Genomic DNA, 16,076 nt, shown 5'->3' with positions numbered 1-16,076 from the left:
TGTTTTTCATTACTTTTTTACCGAATAAATTCCTGATTTGGAACCCGTTTCACTGTTTGATAAAAATTCTGAAAAGTTCATATATTTAATCCTTATATCTTTCATCAAAATAAAAAATAAAAGTAAATCTGAATCATCATTCCAGAAATACATTTTCAGGTTGTTCTTTTCCAGTACACCAGAGATAAAATCAAAAAATAATCCCGCACTGTATTTCTCATCTGTAAAAAAGCACATCCTCAATATATCCAGTATTATCTCCTGAGAAAGCATATCCTGAAATAAAATATCAAACATCTCCGCTGTTCTGTTCCACTCTGCATCTTTATCAAATATATCTGCTTTATAGTAAAAGACTCCTTTATTGTTATACACTGCAAAATTTTTCAAAGCTGTGTAAATATCTTCATTCTTCGGATCACTTCCGAATACTTCCCTGTCTTTCAATATATCAGCCAAATATTTTTTCCTGTCTTCATAGAACAAATTGATATATTTTTCAAATTCATCATATTTTTCTTCCAGAATTATCTTTGATAACTCTCTTATTTTTGTACTTTTTAGATTCAAAATATATTTTTTTATCTTATTCATAAAACACCTGATATAAATTTATTTTTTATCTGAATATTAATATATAAACATAGCATCTCCAAAGCTGTAAAATCTGTATTTCTCCAAAATAGCCGTTTCATATGCCCTGAAAATAAAATCCTTTTCTGCAAATGCTGATATAAGCATCAGCAGAGTTGACTTAGGCAGATGAAAATTTGTGATCAAAGCATCTACTATTTTGAATTTATAGTCCCCGTAAATGAATATATCTGTTTCACCCTCACCGGGAATCACTTCTGATCCGTCATTTGAAGATTCCAGTGTTCTCACCGTGGTAGTTCCCACAGCGACAATACGTCTTCCTTCTTTTTTCGCCCTGTTAATAATCTCGGCACTTTCTTTGGGAATATGATATTTTTCATAATGCATTTTGTGTTCCAGTACATTTTCTACCTGTACAGGTCTGAATGTTCCCAGCCCCACATCCAGATATATCTCAGTAAGCTCTACTCCTGAATCCTTTAGTTTTTCTAAAAGCTCATTTGTAAAGTGCAGTCCTGCTGTAGGTGCTGCCACTGACTCTCCTTCTTTTGCGTATACTGTCTGATATCTGTTTTTATCTTTCAGCTTTTCAGTAATATAAGGCGGAAGAGGCATTTCTCCCAGTTCGTCCAATATTTCTTCAAAGCTTCCGTTATATATAAACTCCAGAATTCTGTTCCCGTCGTCTTTTATTTCTTTCAGCACTGCTTCCAGCTTACCTTCAAGAAAAATCAATCTCTGCCCGATTTTAAGCTTCTTAGCAGGTTTCAAAAGGACTTCCCATGTGTTTAAATCAAGACGTTTTAATAAAAAACACTCAAGAACACTTCCTGTGTCCTTTTTCCCGAATAATCTTGCCGGAATGACTCTTGTTCTGTTTACTACCAGTACATCTCCTTTTTTCAGATAATCTGATATATTATAAAACTTTTTATGTTCTATAGTTTGTTTTTCTTTATTAAGTACCATTAACTTTGAGTGATCTCTCGGCTCTACGGCATTCTGCGCTATTAAATTCTCAGGCAGATCAAAATCAAAATCTGATAGTTTCATTTTTTCTCCTTGTGTTTCTGCTTACACTGTTTTATTTTAGAATCTTTTATATTATAACACATTTTCCTTATTAAAATATATTAAAAATGTATTTTTACATTATTTATTTCAAGAAAAAAAGCCGTTCTAAAAAACGGCCTGTTTATGATAAAACCTATCTGTAAAATAAATACCAGTTTGGCTCTATCAGCTCAAAATCGGCAGGATTCCCATCCTTAATGACTTTTCCTGTATAATATACATGATTCTTATCTTTTGCATAATCTATATCCAGTATTTTAAATGTAGCTGGATCAGCATTTTCTATTTTATTCCCGTGATAATAAACATTATTTTTATCTTTTGCATAGCTGAATCTTAATACTCTAAATGACGGTATATCAGCTCCGCTCAAAGTATCTCTCAGATAATATACATTATTTTTATCTTTGGTATAATAGTAGTCCAGTATTTTAAATGTGGCAGGATCTACATTTCCCAAAGCTGTTCTGTAGTAATAAACCTTGTCCTTATCTTTGGTATAGCTGTAATCCAGTATTCTGAAAGTCAGCGGATCTACCCCCAGAAGTTTGTCTCCCTCATAATAAACATAGTTTTTATCTTTCGCATAAAAATAATCCAGATTTTTGAATGTCTGAGCATCTGCTTCTGTCATTTCGTCCCTGAATTTAAGACGCTGATAATAAACTTTTCCATTATTTATAATATATCTTGTGATAGCATATGTTTTTACCGGAAAGCATATAACAACAGCTAAAAAGCCAAAAATCATAAACAATTTTTTCATCTGTACCTCCTAAACTAATATTTCTACTCTGTCCATACATTATAACATAAAAATGACTCATTAGTCTGTTTTTTATTCTTTAATAAAAAACAAATTTTATGACTTCCAAGTCATGTTTTACAATTTAATAAAAAATAATATAGAATTTTATTTAATTAAAATATGATTGTTTTTTTTTAATAATCGTATCTTTTATTGAAAAAACATTATTCCTCTTTAAAAATACATCCTGTGATACCTCTGTTTATTCCGTTCAGATCTTTGAATATTTCTATATTTTTATATCCGGCTTCTTTCATTATATTTTCTATTATTTCTGCCTGGTTATATCCGCATTCAAATATAAGTTTTCCGCCGTTTTTCAAGTAATCTACAGCACTTTTGCTTATTTCGTAGTAAAAAAACAATCCTTCATTTTCAGCCATAAGTGCTTCTTCCGGTTCATGCATTCTTACGTCATCACTCAGTGTATCATACTCAGATTTTGGAATATAAGGGGGATTAGAAATTATCATATCAAAATTATGATAATTTACTTCCTGAAATAAATTAGACTTCAAAAACTTTACATTGTCGGCTTTTAGCAGACTCTTATTTTTATTTGCTATTTCCAAAGCATTATCTGATATATCCACACCCAGAATCTTGGAATCAGTTTTTTCTTTGGCAATAGTTATTGAGATTACTCCGCTTCCTGCACCTATGTCCAGAACATTCGGTGCTGTGATGCCTTTCAGCTCTTCCAAGGCTCTTTCTACTACTATCTCAGTTTCATTTCTCGGAATCAAAACTCCTTTATTTATATAAAAAGGTCTTCCGTAGAATTCTTCCTCATTCAGAAGATACTGGAGAGGTATTTTGTCCTTCGCCCTTAATTTCAGTAAATTTCTTATTTTATTCTTGCTCTCTTCCTCAGGCTGCACAGCATACTTGGTAAAGAGCATCATTCTGTCAACAGAAAGCACATAGGAAAAGATAAGTTCCACTGTTAGTCTTGCTTCTTCTATCTGGTGGTTTTCCAGATATTTTATACTTTGATCCATAAGTGTTTTCATACTTATTTCATCATTTTTCCCCGGAATTTCCCCGGAATTTATTTTACTTTTCAACAGAGCTCTTATTTCAGATACTTCATCATCATTCAGTTCCCTGTCAAAATATGCATAAAGCATAATCCTATCCAGATTTAAGACCTGTGATAGGATTAGCTCAGTTTCTATTCTTGGGTTTTCTACTTTATTGTCTTCAAGATATTTTTTGGATTTTTCCAATATATCAATTAACTTATTCATTCTCACCGACTGCCTTCAAAAGTTCCGCCTGTGCGTACGCTGTTAATGCATCTATCATCTCTACCAGATCACCGTCGAGAACCTGATCTAATTTATGCAATGTAAGCTTTATTCTGTGATCTGTTACTCTTCCCTGAGGAAAATTATATGTTCTGATCTTTTCTGATCTGTCTCCGGAACCTACCTGTATTCTTCTTTCGCTTTCTACAGTTTTTCTCTGTTCTTCCACTTCCATTTCATAAATCTTAGAAGCAAGCACCTTCATTGCTCTGTCTCTGTTTTTCAGCTGCGATCTTTCATCCTGTGAAGTTACCACTATGCCAGTAGGAATATGAGTAATTCTTACAGCTGAATCAGTGGTATTTACGTGCTGTCCGCCGGCTCCGCTCGCTCTGTATGTATCTACTTTCAGATCACCGGGATTTATTTCCACCTGACTTACATCGTCTATCTCAGGAAGCACGGCTACTGTAATAGTAGATGTATGTATTCTCCCTGAAGATTCTGTATCTGGTACTCTCTGCACCCTGTGAACGCCGCTTTCATATTTCAGCTTGGAATAGGCTCCTTTTCCCTGTATCAGGAATACTATCTCTTTTAATCCGCCTACACCTATATCATTTCTGTCTATTACTTCCACTTTCCATCTGTTTCTTTCAGCATATCTAGAGAACATTCTGAAAACGTCATATGCAAATAATGCCGCCTCGTCTCCCCCTGCTCCTGCTCTTATTTCCATAATTACGTTTTTCTCATCGTTAGGATCTTTAGGCAGCAGAAGTACTTTCAGATCTTCTTCTATATTTGGTATCTCTTCTTCTACGTTTTTTATTTCTTCCTGAATCATATCCTTCATTTCACTGTCTTTTTCATTTTTCAGATCTTCTTTTAATGAAGTCAGTTCTTCTCTTTTATCCTTATAGTATTTATATTTTTCCACTACATCATTTATACTGTTTAATGCTTTGTTATATTCCATTATTTTTTTAGGATCGCTTGTCACCTCTGGATCCATTAATAATTGTGTAAGTTCCTCGTGTTTTTTTACTACATCATCTAATTTCTGAAACATTACCTGCTCCTTCATTTTCATTATTTTTAACCTAAAAATTATATCATAAATCAGCCCTTTTTACAAATAAACAATTACTTTTCCTGTTGAACATTAATTATGAAATATTTATTTTATCTCTTTGTAATATTCTCTTGCAGATTTTTTCGCATACAATAAAACTGTAAACAACAACGGTATAAGCGAAGCCTGAAGCCCGAATTCCACACCTCTCGCTGCTACATTTCCTGTAAGAGTCATAATAGTACCTATAAGATAAATTATTCTTCCGTACCTGTTTCCTTTTAATAAAAGTATTGACGCGGCAACCATAATAATCGCAGAAATAATAATCACTGCCAATACTGCGTAACCTCCGTTTATTTCGCTATTTTCTACCCTGAAACCGCCGATCAGAGCTATCAGGGTACTCATCCCCAGCTGTATAAGCGTTATTATCCCCACTACTTTTACCACCATTGGTTTATCCATATTTTTCTCCTTTATGCATATTTCTTAAAAGTTTATTTATTATAATAATCAGTATTTTGGTTAAAGTATATAACTATACAATTATATCACAAATTCCCGATTTTTTTATTATAAAAGTATTACAGCTTTATTTCATTTTATTTTACTGATATAATAAATTAAAAAGTCTCAGTTATTTATCAGATATGATTTTTAATTATTTATAATATCTAGAAAGGAAATATTTATTTATGGGGTATTCAGTTTCTTATAATGCTTCCGGTGATAAGATCAATTTTATTGATCTCAAAGGCGGTCTTACCGGCAGAGAACTAAATGAAATAATAAAAATAGGTGTATTTGACAGAATTCAGACTAATGACATTCCCTCCCGCGAGACACTTACAGCTTTGAATGAACAATATTTTTCAAAATTTCCAAAGACAGGCTTTCGTTTATACAGCTATAATAAAAAAAATCTTGATTTATCTTTTCTAAAATATTTACCGAATATTGAGAAGCTAAGTATTGATTACACAGAAAATACTGATAATATTTCTTCGCTGAAATATCTAAAAAATCTGAAAAGTCTTCGGTTAAATGTTTATCTGCTGGATAATTTCAGCTTTATACCAGAAATTTCAGATAAGCTGGAACAGTTTTCAATGGAAACAAAGAAATCTTCGTTTGACATATCTTTATTAAAGCGGTTCAAATAGTTAAAAGTTCTCTATCTTCACGGTTACAAAAAAAATATACATTCCATAGTAAATCTTCCAATGCTTGAAAGTCTTATGTTAAAAGGAATTACACTTGAAAGCACAGCATTCTTAAATGATATAAAAAATTTAAGATCACTAAAGATACATTGGGGGAATACTCATGATTTTTCCGAATTATACGGCAATAAAACAATCAAGGCATTACAGTTATTTAGAATTACTAAATTTACAGATATAGAACTTATTGCTAAGCTGCCGAATCTCACTGCTGCGGAATTATCCTGCCTGCGAAATATTGATTATATACCGGATTTGTCAGAACATAATCATTTAAAACACATTTTATTTGATGATATGAAGTCGCTTACAGATATTTCTCCGCTGGAATACGTCAAAAATCTTGAAAGTGCATCTTTTTCCTGCTGCCCGTCTAAGTTTATGCCGGAATCTGTTATTCCTGTACTGAAAAACAAGTCTCTGAAACAATGCAGTTTCTATACAGGGAGTTCAAAAAAGAATGAACTCATAGGAAAATACATTGAAGAATATAAAAAAATAAATAAAAGTAATTTTATGACAGTAAGAAACATAATCTATTCTGACTGTAATGAGTTTTAACATGCTTAATTCCCAAAAAGTTCCCATTATTACAAAAAAGCCCTGAAAAATCAAGGGCTTTTTGTATTTCTTTATAATAAACTATTTCAAATTATATTTCTTCAATAATTCGTCATATTTTCCGTTTTCTTTTAATTTTTTTATAGTTTCATTTACCTGTTTGATTAACTCTGCATTTTTACCTTTATCAAAAGCAATAGCTGTTCCTCCATTATCAGTCATATCTTTAGTGGCAAAAATTTCAAGTTCGGGATTTTCACTTACATAAGCACTTGCTACTACATCTTCAAGTACAAGAGCATCAAGATTTTTATTTTTTAATTCAAGGATTAATGAAGTTATAGCTTCGTTAACAACAGTTTTTTCACTATTTTTCTTAGCTTCCTGTTCTTGAATAGTCCCTAACTGTGCACCAAGTCTCTTATCTTTCATATCATCAATGCTGTTTAATGATGTATCACCTTTTAGTTTTACATAGGCAAACTTTGAGATATAATACTCATCACTAAAATCCACTGCTGCTTTTCTCTCTTCAGTAACACTCATACCGGCTATTATTGCATCAATTTCGTTATTCTTAAGTGCAGGAATAAGCCCGTCAAATGCCATTGTTTTCCACTCTACTTTATACCCAAGCTCTTCACCGATCATATTCATAAGATCTATATCAAAACCTTCTGTTTTTCCGCCTTCACCTACATATTCAAACGGTTTGAATTCTGGGTTAGTCCCTACACGTAATACTTTTTCTTTTCCGTCAGCAGCCTTGTCTCCTCCATCAGCAGTTGCAGCTTCCTGTTTAGAACCGCAGCTTAGTATGAATAAAAGCATAAGACTCAATAAAAATAATGTTTTTTCCATTTGTTTCTCCTCTCAAATTTTTATATTATAATTTTTTTTAATGATTTAATACTTTGTTCAAAAATTCTTTTGTTCTCTCATGTTCAGGATTAGTAAATATTTTTTCAGGATTTTCATCTTCTACTATTCTTCCCTCATCCATAAATATTACTCTTTTGGCTACATTTCTTGCGAATCCCATCTCATGTGTCACAAGAAGCATTGTCATTCCTTCATGGGCAAGTTTTTTTATTACATCCAGAACTTCCCCTATCATTTCAGGATCTAATGCTGATGTAGGCTCATCAAATAATATTACTTCCGGATTCATGGCAAGAGCTCTTGCTATTGCTACTCTCTGTTTCTGTCCTCCTGAAAGTGTATTCGGATAAACATCTCTTTTCTCTTCCAGCCCTACTTTTCTCAAAAGATCCATTGCTGTTTTTTCAGCCTCGGCTTTTGACATTTTTTTCAGTTTCATTGGAGCCAAAGTAAGGTTCTGTAATACTGTTTTATGCGGAAAAAGGTTAAAATGCTGAAAAACCATTCCCACTTTCTGTCTGATTTTATTTACATTTGATTTTGAGGAAAGTATATTCGTTCCTTCAATTAAAATTTCTCCTTTAGTTGGTGTTTCAAGAAGATTTATACATCTTAGAAGAGTAGATTTCCCGCTTCCGCTGGGTCCGATTATAGCTACCACTTCGCCTTTATTTATAGTTTTATTTATATCTTTCAGTACTTCCAGACTGCCGAAATTTTTATATAAACCTTTGATTTCTATCATTTTTTCAACTTCCTTTCCAGACTGCCAGCAAAAATTGAAAATAGTTTTACACAAATGTAATATATTATTCCTGCAAGGATATACGGTTCAGGTTTATAATATTTACTTTGCAGTGCCTTACTTGCAAAAGTCAGATCATACATATTTATAAGTACCAGCCCTACTACTGATGTTTCCTTAAATAAGGCTATAAATTCATTTATTAATGCCGGAAGAATATTTCTTACAGCCTGCGGTATTATTATCTCGAACATCGACATAGAATAAGGCATTCCCAACGCTCTTGCTGCTTCCATCTGTCCTTTATCCAGACTTTCTATTCCCGACCTTATTATCTCAGAAACATATGCCGAACTATTTATACCAAAACCAATTACTGCAATTAGAAATTTTGACTGAATAACTCCGCTTAAAATAAAATAAGCAAATATAAGAAGCTGTATTGTTACTGGTATTCCACGCAGTATATCCACATATTCTTCTATAATTGTATCAATAACGGGATTATTCAAATACCTCAAAAATGCAAGCAGAGTTCCAAGTATTACACCTAGAAGTACTCCGCAGAATGTTATCTGTACAGTTACCCATAATCCCTGAAGTAAAAAGATGCAGTCGCTTTTTTTCAGGAAACTCAAATCGATTGTTTTAAATATCAATGCTAATAACACTATAAAGATCAGCATTTTTATCAAAATTCTGGTTTTCCCAGTCATGTGCTACCCTCTCCTATATATAATTTTATAAAAAAAGACTGATTGAACCAGTCTCAATGAGTAAACCAAAAACAGTTTACAATATGCTCATAGGAATTTTTCCGAAAAAAACGCCTAATCTTGGATACTGGCAAAAGCCTTTTACTTTTATTCCATAAATATAACATATTGTTATCTATCTTGTCAATAAATAACTCGAATGATATATATTTTGAATATTTCCAGAAATTTTCTTTATACATCATGCTAAAATTCTTCCATTGCTCTAATTTTCCCAGCAAAATCAGCTATTTATAAAATAAAAATATAACATAAAAAAAATACTTTTCAGGGATAATCTCCTCAAAAAAGTATTTTCTGCATTTATATTATTAATTTTTCAGATAATTTTCTATTTCATCGAATGTTCTTTTATCTTTCAGTATTGATGTATGTGTAGTCTTATCCACGACTTTATATGCACAGGAATCCAGCTTCGAACTGTCAAGCGGCACCATTCCGTCGTCTTTTCCGGGTATCATGGCTGAATACAGCGGATTATTGGTTTTATTCCCAATTAATACATAACATTCGTAATCAGGATCTCCCAGCTTATTAACAAAACTGTCATCTTTTACACTAAACTGAAACACTGCTTCCCCTAACGGATCTTTCAGCACTTTGGATATCACATGATCCGCAAGTGCGCTTCCGTGGCTTGGCGGTGAAATGAACACTACTTTACCCAGATTTTCCATACTGTTATTTTTCAAATAATATCTTAATATCCCGCTTCCCATGGAATGTACCACAAAGTGAATCTTTCTGTCTTTTTCCAGATCTTCCACAACAGGTTTTATATATTTTTCGGTAATTGTTTCTACGCTGTCGCTGTTTGTGGGATATTGAATACTTATTATATTATAATCTTTACTTTCCAGCATTTCTGCTATTGGTTTCATATCTTTTTCTGTTCCGTATATTCCGTGAAATACTACTACATATTCTTTATTTTCTGTTTTATTATATTTATTTACTTTGTAATCATGATGCAAAGCTGTCCTCAAGACCTCACACCCTGTAAAAAAAAATATTACTACTGCTAAAAGGCATAAATATACACTTTTCTTCCCCATACTATCTCCTTAATATTCAGAGCAGACTTATCTTTCCACTTCCACTGCATTAGTTACTTCTTCTCCTAAAGCTACTTTCAGTGCTACGAGTGCTACTTCAAGCTGACTTTCATCAGGTTCTTTTGTAGTTATTTTCTGTAGAAGAAGCCCCGGCCCTGCTATCATTTTACCAATTATACTATTCAGGTGATAGCTTGTCCATCTCTGAATTTCGAATGAAATCCCCGCTACTACAGGTACAAAAGGAATTCTTGTAAATATTTTGTAAATAATCAGAAGAAATTTATTATCCGGTACCGGAAATATAAAGTCCACAATTGAAAATACTATTATACTTATAAACATAACTAAAAGCAGAAAGCTTGTACCGCATCTAGGGTGAAATCTTGTACATGACTTGGCATTTCCCACTTCAAGGGCTTTTTCCATTTCATAATTGTAGATTGACTTATGTTCAGCCCCGTGATATTCAAAAACTCTTCTTACATCTTTGAAAAACGAGATTCCCCATATATATCCAAGAAACATTACAAGTCTGATTACTGCTTCTACAATGTTCGCCATTAATTTATTATCTTTAAAAACCAGTCCGCCTACAAGTGAAGGAATAACCATAAATACTCCTATTCCTATAATAAGAGACATAGAAACAGTTCCCATTACCTCTTTGTCACTTAACTGTTCTTCTTCTTCGCCTGCCTGATTTGAGGCGAAAATAAGCTCTTTTGTTCCTACTACCATTGCATCAAATAATGCAAGAACTCCTCTGACAAAAGGCATTTTAAACCATTTATTCTTTTTTTCATCAAGTGTTTTTTTTCTATATACTATTGTTCCGTCTTTTCTTCTTACAGCTGTTGCTATTGCTTTAGGCCCTCTCATCATAACTCCTTCTATGACAGCCTGTCCGCCTACTACTACTTTTTTATCCACTTTTTTCCTCCTAAACTATCTTTCCATTATTAGTGTATTTCTCAGTCTCTTCAGTCCTCTTACAATGGAACTTGCCTTGAATTTGCTTATTCCTTTTATTTTTGATATATCTTCAGATGTGGCATCCAGAATCTCCGGCAAATCATTAAAAGCTTTTATTAATAATTCTATATCTTTTTTTGTTATTCTTTTGATTTCGCTCAGTATTCTGTATCCTCTCGGCGTTATTCTCTTGTCAAAGTTGCTGTATGCTTTCCCGAATCCCATTATATGTGCGATTTTCCCCAGTTCCAGCAGTTCTTCCTTATTCAGTTTTCTAATATCGCCGAATATTTTATCCACAGTTTCCTCACTGTTATTATAGTCTCTTATAAGATCATAGAGGTCTTCTTTTATACCCTGCATCAGTTCTTCATACTGCAGCACTATCAGACGTCCCTCACTCCCGAGTTCCAGAATATATTCATCCAGTTCATCGGTTATTCTGTATAAAAGACCGTATTTTTTTATTCCTTCCACCACTTCATTAACAGTAACCATGTTATCAAACTCAAGTATTGTAAGATTAGTTAAGTGATGATGTATTGCTGTTGCATATTTTTCAAGAGCCATTAAAGCCTGACTTGTTTTAGCCAGTATATCCTTCATGTCCAAAATTTCATATCTAAAACTACCCTTGTATATAGTAATTTTATTTCTTCTTTCAGATACAGCCAGTACCAGATTACCTGTCTGCTTAGCCACTCTGTCTGCGGTTCTGTGTCTCGTTCCGCTTTCATCTGTATGGATAGTAGCCTTTGGCTGAAGCTGAATATTGGCATACGAAATTTTTCTTAAATTCTCGGATATCATTATTGCTCCGTCCATTTTGGAAAGCTCATATAATTTTTGCGGAGTAAAATCCACGTTTAAATTGAATCCCCCATCTATCATATATTTCAGATTCTCTTCGTCTCCTACTACTATCAGTGCTCCCAATCCTGCTTCTTGTATTCTGCCTAAACCGTCTCTTAATAATGTTCCAGGTGCGACTAAGGAAAATATTCCGGTTAATATCTCTTTTCTTGTCATTATTTTTTCACCCTCTCTATCAACTCCTCAATATTCTTCAGGTAAATAAGTTTTATTTTAAAATCTTCGGATTCTAAATCTTTTTTATTTGCCGTAGGAAGATAGACACCTTTGAAGCCCAGTCTTTCCAACTCTTTTATTCTGTTTTTTATAAAAGCAACCCGTCGAATCTCTCCTCGTAATCCTAACTCACCTACTGCTGCTATTTTCTGGCTTACTGCCAGAGCATTTATAGAAGAAATCAGTGAAAAAATTACTGCCAGATCAGAACTTCTGTCTTTTAGCGTAAGCCCTCCGGGAATATTTATAAAAATATCCTTTGAGCTCAGATCCAGTTTCAGAAACTTACTCAAAACGGCTCCTAATATTTCTACCCTGTTTTTATCATAGCCTTCGATTATCCTGCGGGGAAGTCCGAATGTTGTGTTAGTCAGCAGAGACTGTACCTCAAATAAAAATACCCTGCTTCCTTCCAATATAGGTGTTATTATACTTCCTACATTTTTTTCTTCTCTTTCTCCTATAAAGAATTCCGATGGATTTGTAATTTCACTTATCCCGTCTTCTTTCATATCAAAGATTGATATTTCATTCGTAGAACCAAATCTGTTTTTCAGAGTTCTTATAATTCTGTAAAAATTATTTTCCTCGCCTTCTATCTGAACAACCGCGTCCACCATATGTTCCAAAAGTTTAGGGCCGGCTACCTTTCCGTCTTTAGTTATATGTCCTACTATAAAAAAAGATATCTCCCTGCTTTTTGCCAGTTCTATTATTTTCAGTGTTGTTTCCCTAATTTGCGTTACACTTCCCGGTATTGAATTTACATTCTCTGAATATAGTGTCTGAATAGAGTCTATCACAACAATCTTAGGATTATCTTTTAAAATTATTGATTCTATCTTTTCCAAATTCGTTTCATTCGCGAGATACAGACTTTTACTCTTTACCCCAAGTCTGTCTGCACGCTGTTTTATCTGCCTTAGAGACTCTTCACCAGATATATAAAAAACGTTTCCGGTTTTAGAATATTCATCAATTAATTGCAGCAAAAAAGTGGACTTCCCGATTCCGGGATTTCCGCTTATAAGAACTACCTCTCCTTTTACCAGCCCGCCGCCCAGAACTCTGTCAAATTCACTGAATTTAGTTACCATACGGAATTCTTTGCCTAGTTCTATCTCTTCGAGCCTTATTAATTCTACATCTTCTGCTGATATTTTCGAAAGTGTTTTCTTTATATCCACTTCCTCTTCAAAAGTTCCCCACGATTCACAATTAGGACACTTTCCCAGCCATTTTCTGCTTGTATATCCACATTCGGAACAAATATATCCTGATTTTGCCGCCATATCTTATCCTTTTCTAATTCTTTCGGCTCTTTCCTCTATATCTTTTATGATAACCTCCGGTAAAAATTTATCCAGTCTCCCGCTGTTTAAGGCTACTTCTTTTACCAGACTGGAACTCAAATACAGATATTCTCTCGGCGCCGTAAAGAATAACGTTTCAAATGGTTGTTTTGCTAATATAGTATTAGTCAGAGTAAACTGCAGCTCATATTCATAGTCTGAAACTGCTCTTAGTCCCCTTACCAGTATATCAGCATTTTGTTCTGCCATAAAATCCACTGTTAAACCCATAAAACTCAATACTTCAGCTTCTATATTTTCTTCTTTAAGTATTCTTTTTACCAGCTCTATTCTCTCTTCTATTGTAAACCAGTTTTTCTTCGACGAATTAATCAAAATTCCTATTTTTAATTCATCAAACAATTTGGCACTTCTCTTTATGATGTCTATATGACCTTTTGTTATAGGATCAAAACTCCCTGGGTATACTGCTGTTTTTTTCATGGAATCTCCTTATTTGGTTTTATGCCCTTAACTCTATATCTGACATACACACAGATAAAGGTATAAATTATTTTTTGAATAAAAAATAAGCCTCTCTAGCGGCATTTTTCTCTGCTTCTTTTTTGCTTGTTCCTGTTCCTATGCCTACTATTTCATCTTTTAATTTTACTGCTATCTCGAATTTTTTATTATGATCAGGTCCTTTTTCTGAAAGAATCTCGTAATTGGGTATAATGTGAAACTTACTTTGGAAAAGTTCCTGTAAAAGTGTTTTATAATCTTTAAGCTCTTCAAGATCATCTATATTATCTATTTTATCTTTCAGATATTTAAGGGCTATTCTTTTTGCTTCATCAAATCCTGAGTCCATAAATATAGCACCTATCAGTGCTTCAAAAGCATCGCCCAGTATAGACTTTCTGTCACGTCCTCCGGTAATTTCTTCACCGTTACTCAAAAAAAGATATTCTCCAAGTGCTATTTCTTTTGAAACGGCAGAAAATATAGGTTCACTGATTATTCTACTTTTCAGCTTAGCAAGATCACCTTCGTTATCATCTTTCTCTTTTGTGTATATATATTCTGTTGATATCAAATCCAGTACCGCATCCCCGAGGAATTCCAGCCTTTCGTTATTTATATTCTCTATTTCACCATGTTCATTTGCATATGACCGATGAATCAATGCTTCTTTTAAAAGCTTAATATCATCAAATTCATATCCGATTTTTTCCATTAATTCTCTTAATTTTGAATCATCCATTTTATTACACCTCCTGTAGTTTTTTATTAATGATAAAAATAGTTTCATCAGAGAGCCTAAAATAAGACATTTTGGCTCTCTAAAAAACTTACTTCTATTGTACTACTATTTTTCATACTTTTTTAGCGCTATTACTGCATTATGTCCGCCAAATCCAAGTGTATTAGATATCCCGTATCTTATTTCCTTCTTTTCTGATTTATTAGGAACATAATATAAATCACAGTCAGGATCAGGGTTATCATAATTTACTGTAGGAGGCATAATACCTTCATGTATTGCAAGTGCAAGGAATCCTGCTTCTACTCCTCCTGCTCCTCCTAAAAGATGCCCTACAGCTCCTTTTGTAGAACTAACTGCAAGTTCTTTTGCATGATCGCCAAACACAGTTTTTATTGCACGTGTTTCAATTTTGTCGTTTAACGGTGTTGACGTACCGTGTGCATTGATATAGTCTACTTCATCAGGATTAATATTCCCCTGTTCCAAAGCCATCTGCATTGCACGTGCTGCTCCGTTTCCGCTTTCTTCAGGCGCTGTCATATGATATGCATCTCCGGTTTCTCCGTATCCTACTACCTCTGCATATATTTTAGCACCTCTTTTTAATGCATGTTCCAGTTCTTCCACTATTAATATTCCTGCACCTTCACCCATTACAAATCCGTCTCTGTCTGCAGAAAACGGTCTTGAAGCTTTTTTAGGATCCGGGTTATTCGATAATGCTTTTATACTGGCAAATCCTCCGATTCCACTTCTTGTTATTGTAGCTTCCGATCCTCCTGCAATTACAGCATCTGCTTTTCCAAGTAAAATAGTCTGGAAAGCATCACCTATAGAGTGTGTCCCTGATGCGCATGCTGTTACTATTGCTTTGTTAGGCCCTTTCGCCCCTGTATATATAGATACATTTCCTGATGCCATATTTGTAATAACTGCCGGTATATAAAAAGGAGATATTCTTTTAGGTCCTTTTTCTATCATTTTTCCGATTTCAGTTTCTATAACTTCAAGAGCTCCTATACCGGAACCTATAATAACACCAACTCTTGTTGCATTAGATTCATTTATATCCAGTTTTGCATCATCAAGTGCCATTTTGGAAGCAGCAATTGCAAATTGCGAAAATCTTCCCAGTTTTTTTAATTCCTTTTTTTCTATGTAATCTTCCGGATTAAAATCACGCACTTCTGCTGCTATATGAACCGACTGATCGCTAGTATCAAAAGATTCTATTGTGTTAATTCCGCAGTCTCCGTTCAACAAAGAGTTCCATGTTTTTTCCGTACCAGTTCCCAAAGCTGTTATTAGCCCAACTCCGGTAATAACTACTCGTCTCATTTTTCACCTCACCAAAAATTATATTTCACTATATTTTACTTTATTTTGGTTTTTTTTTCAAAT

At 33.6% G+C, this 16,076-nt stretch carries 18 protein-coding genes; 2 read left to right on the top strand and 16 right to left on the bottom strand.

Features of this window, described 5'->3' with window-relative positions; genetic code table 11:
* Positions 1-9 precede the first annotated feature (9 nt).
* From NK213_RS02970 to NK213_RS02945, 6 genes are all read right to left on the bottom strand, one after another.
* Positions 10-594 (bottom strand): hypothetical protein, encoded by a 585-nt coding sequence (locus tag NK213_RS02970; protein WP_253346519.1) that lies wholly within the window; start codon positions 592-594, stop codon positions 10-12.
* A 36-nt stretch (positions 595-630) separates the two neighbouring features.
* Positions 631-1,650, bottom strand: a complete 1,020-nt coding sequence (gene queA, locus NK213_RS02965; protein ID WP_253346517.1) for a tRNA preQ1(34) S-adenosylmethionine ribosyltransferase-isomerase QueA — start codon at positions 1,648-1,650, stop codon at positions 631-633.
* Positions 1,651-1,804: 154 nt separating this feature from the next.
* On the bottom strand, positions 1,805-2,437 hold the full coding sequence (locus NK213_RS02960; RefSeq protein ID WP_253346515.1) for a DKNYY domain-containing protein: 633 nt from the start codon (positions 2,435-2,437) through the stop codon (positions 1,805-1,807).
* 206 nt (positions 2,438-2,643) lie between these two features.
* On the bottom strand, positions 2,644-3,729 hold the full coding sequence (gene prmC / locus NK213_RS02955; RefSeq protein WP_253346513.1) for a peptide chain release factor N(5)-glutamine methyltransferase: 1,086 nt from the start codon (positions 3,727-3,729) through the stop codon (positions 2,644-2,646).
* Entirely contained in the window at positions 3,722-4,801 is a 1,080-nt protein-coding gene (prfA, locus tag NK213_RS02950) for a peptide chain release factor 1 (RefSeq protein WP_253346511.1), read from the bottom strand. Before prfA ends, prmC begins: the two co-directional genes overlap by 8 nt.
* A 108-nt stretch (positions 4,802-4,909) precedes the next feature.
* Positions 4,910-5,272 (bottom strand): hypothetical protein, encoded by a 363-nt coding sequence (locus NK213_RS02945; protein WP_253346509.1) that lies wholly within the window; start codon positions 5,270-5,272, stop codon positions 4,910-4,912.
* A 230-nt stretch (positions 5,273-5,502) separates the two neighbouring features.
* On the opposite strand from NK213_RS02945, the gene NK213_RS02940 reads away from it, so the two are divergent.
* Both NK213_RS02940 and NK213_RS02935 read left to right on the top strand, forming a co-directional pair.
* Positions 5,503-5,970 (top strand): hypothetical protein, encoded by a 468-nt coding sequence (locus tag NK213_RS02940; protein ID WP_253346507.1) that lies wholly within the window; start codon positions 5,503-5,505, stop codon positions 5,968-5,970.
* A gap of 75 nt (positions 5,971-6,045) precedes the next feature.
* Positions 6,046-6,591: a hypothetical protein gene (locus tag NK213_RS02935; protein WP_253346505.1), complete on the top strand. Its 546-nt coding sequence runs from the start codon at positions 6,046-6,048 to the stop codon at positions 6,589-6,591.
* A gap of 81 nt (positions 6,592-6,672) precedes the next feature.
* Here the strand turns inward: NK213_RS02935 and NK213_RS02930 are convergent, their stop codons facing one another.
* From NK213_RS02930 to fabF, 10 genes are all read right to left on the bottom strand, one after another.
* Positions 6,673-7,452 carry a basic amino acid ABC transporter substrate-binding protein gene (locus NK213_RS02930; RefSeq protein WP_253346504.1) on the bottom strand — a complete coding sequence of 260 codons (780 nt, stop codon included), beginning with the start codon at positions 7,450-7,452 and terminating at the stop codon, positions 6,673-6,675.
* Positions 7,453-7,489: 37 nt separating this feature from the next.
* Positions 7,490-8,218 (bottom strand): amino acid ABC transporter ATP-binding protein, encoded by a 729-nt coding sequence (locus tag NK213_RS02925; RefSeq protein WP_253346502.1) that lies wholly within the window; start codon positions 8,216-8,218, stop codon positions 7,490-7,492.
* A complete protein-coding gene (locus NK213_RS02920) occupies positions 8,215-8,934 on the bottom strand; it encodes an amino acid ABC transporter permease (protein ID WP_253346500.1) in 720 nt (239 codons plus the stop codon). The genes NK213_RS02925 and NK213_RS02920 overlap by 4 nt, the downstream gene beginning before the upstream one ends.
* A gap of 371 nt (positions 8,935-9,305) precedes the next feature.
* Positions 9,306-10,049, bottom strand: coding sequence for an alpha/beta hydrolase (locus NK213_RS02915; RefSeq protein WP_253346497.1), 744 nt, complete (start codon positions 10,047-10,049; stop codon positions 9,306-9,308).
* A gap of 27 nt (positions 10,050-10,076) precedes the next feature.
* Positions 10,077-10,934, bottom strand: coding sequence for a DUF1385 domain-containing protein (locus tag NK213_RS02910; protein ID WP_253346575.1), 858 nt, complete (start codon positions 10,932-10,934; stop codon positions 10,077-10,079).
* A 63-nt stretch (positions 10,935-10,997) separates the two neighbouring features.
* Positions 10,998-12,053 (bottom strand): DNA integrity scanning diadenylate cyclase DisA, encoded by a 1,056-nt coding sequence (gene disA, locus NK213_RS02905; protein ID WP_253346495.1) that lies wholly within the window; start codon positions 12,051-12,053, stop codon positions 10,998-11,000.
* Positions 12,053-13,405: a DNA repair protein RadA gene (gene radA / locus NK213_RS02900; protein ID WP_253346486.1), complete on the bottom strand. Its 1,353-nt coding sequence runs from the start codon at positions 13,403-13,405 to the stop codon at positions 12,053-12,055. Before radA ends, disA begins: the two co-directional genes overlap by 1 nt.
* Positions 13,406-13,408: 3 nt before the next feature.
* Positions 13,409-13,909, bottom strand: a complete 501-nt coding sequence (coaD, locus tag NK213_RS02895; protein ID WP_253346483.1) for a pantetheine-phosphate adenylyltransferase — start codon at positions 13,907-13,909, stop codon at positions 13,409-13,411.
* A 67-nt stretch (positions 13,910-13,976) separates the two neighbouring features.
* Entirely contained in the window at positions 13,977-14,672 is a 696-nt protein-coding gene (rnc, locus tag NK213_RS02890; RefSeq protein ID WP_253346474.1) for a ribonuclease III, read from the bottom strand.
* 105 nt (positions 14,673-14,777) lie between these two features.
* On the bottom strand, positions 14,778-16,013 hold the full coding sequence (fabF, locus tag NK213_RS02885) for a beta-ketoacyl-ACP synthase II (protein ID WP_253346472.1): 1,236 nt from the start codon (positions 16,011-16,013) through the stop codon (positions 14,778-14,780).
* Between the last annotated feature and the right edge of the window lie 63 nt (positions 16,014-16,076).

Origin of the sequence: Sebaldella sp. S0638, assembly GCF_024158605.1 — a bacterium.
GTDB lineage: Bacteria > Fusobacteriota > Fusobacteriia > Fusobacteriales > Leptotrichiaceae > Sebaldella.
Note: the sequence above shows the minus strand (reverse complement) of the source record. Positions and strands in the feature narration are given on the sequence as shown.

Bases quoted from the DNA above. Each gene is read 5' to 3' on its own strand.
- NK213_RS02970 (WP_253346519.1), bottom strand. From the start codon at position 594: ATGAATAAGATAAAAAAATATATTTTGAATCTAAAAAGTACAAAAATA.
- queA (WP_253346517.1), bottom strand. From the start codon at position 1,650: ATGAAACTATCAGATTTTGATTTTGATCTGCCTGAGAATTTAATAGCG.
- NK213_RS02960 (WP_253346515.1), bottom strand. From the start codon at position 2,437: ATGAAAAAATTGTTTATGATTTTTGGCTTTTTAGCTGTTGTTATATGC.
- prmC (WP_253346513.1), bottom strand. From the start codon at position 3,729: ATGAATAAGTTAATTGATATATTGGAAAAATCCAAAAAATATCTTGAA.
- prfA (WP_253346511.1), bottom strand. From the start codon at position 4,801: ATGTTTCAGAAATTAGATGATGTAGTAAAAAAACACGAGGAACTTACA.
- NK213_RS02945 (WP_253346509.1), bottom strand. From the start codon at position 5,272: ATGGATAAACCAATGGTGGTAAAAGTAGTGGGGATAATAACGCTTATA.
- NK213_RS02940 (WP_253346507.1), top strand. From the start codon at position 5,503: ATGGGGTATTCAGTTTCTTATAATGCTTCCGGTGATAAGATCAATTTT.
- NK213_RS02935 (WP_253346505.1), top strand. From the start codon at position 6,046: ATGTTAAAAGGAATTACACTTGAAAGCACAGCATTCTTAAATGATATA.
- NK213_RS02930 (WP_253346504.1), bottom strand. From the start codon at position 7,452: ATGGAAAAAACATTATTTTTATTGAGTCTTATGCTTTTATTCATACTA.
- NK213_RS02925 (WP_253346502.1), bottom strand. From the start codon at position 8,218: ATGATAGAAATCAAAGGTTTATATAAAAATTTCGGCAGTCTGGAAGTA.
- NK213_RS02920 (WP_253346500.1), bottom strand. From the start codon at position 8,934: ATGACTGGGAAAACCAGAATTTTGATAAAAATGCTGATCTTTATAGTG.
- NK213_RS02915 (WP_253346497.1), bottom strand. From the start codon at position 10,049: ATGGGGAAGAAAAGTGTATATTTATGCCTTTTAGCAGTAGTAATATTT.
- NK213_RS02910 (WP_253346575.1), bottom strand. From the start codon at position 10,934: ATGATGAGAGGGCCTAAAGCAATAGCAACAGCTGTAAGAAGAAAAGAC.
- disA (WP_253346495.1), bottom strand. From the start codon at position 12,053: ATGACAAGAAAAGAGATATTAACCGGAATATTTTCCTTAGTCGCACCT.
- radA (WP_253346486.1), bottom strand. From the start codon at position 13,405: ATGGCGGCAAAATCAGGATATATTTGTTCCGAATGTGGATATACAAGC.
- coaD (WP_253346483.1), bottom strand. From the start codon at position 13,909: ATGAAAAAAACAGCAGTATACCCAGGGAGTTTTGATCCTATAACAAAA.
- rnc (WP_253346474.1), bottom strand. From the start codon at position 14,672: ATGGATGATTCAAAATTAAGAGAATTAATGGAAAAAATCGGATATGAA.
- fabF (WP_253346472.1), bottom strand. From the start codon at position 16,013: ATGAGACGAGTAGTTATTACCGGAGTTGGGCTAATAACAGCTTTGGGA.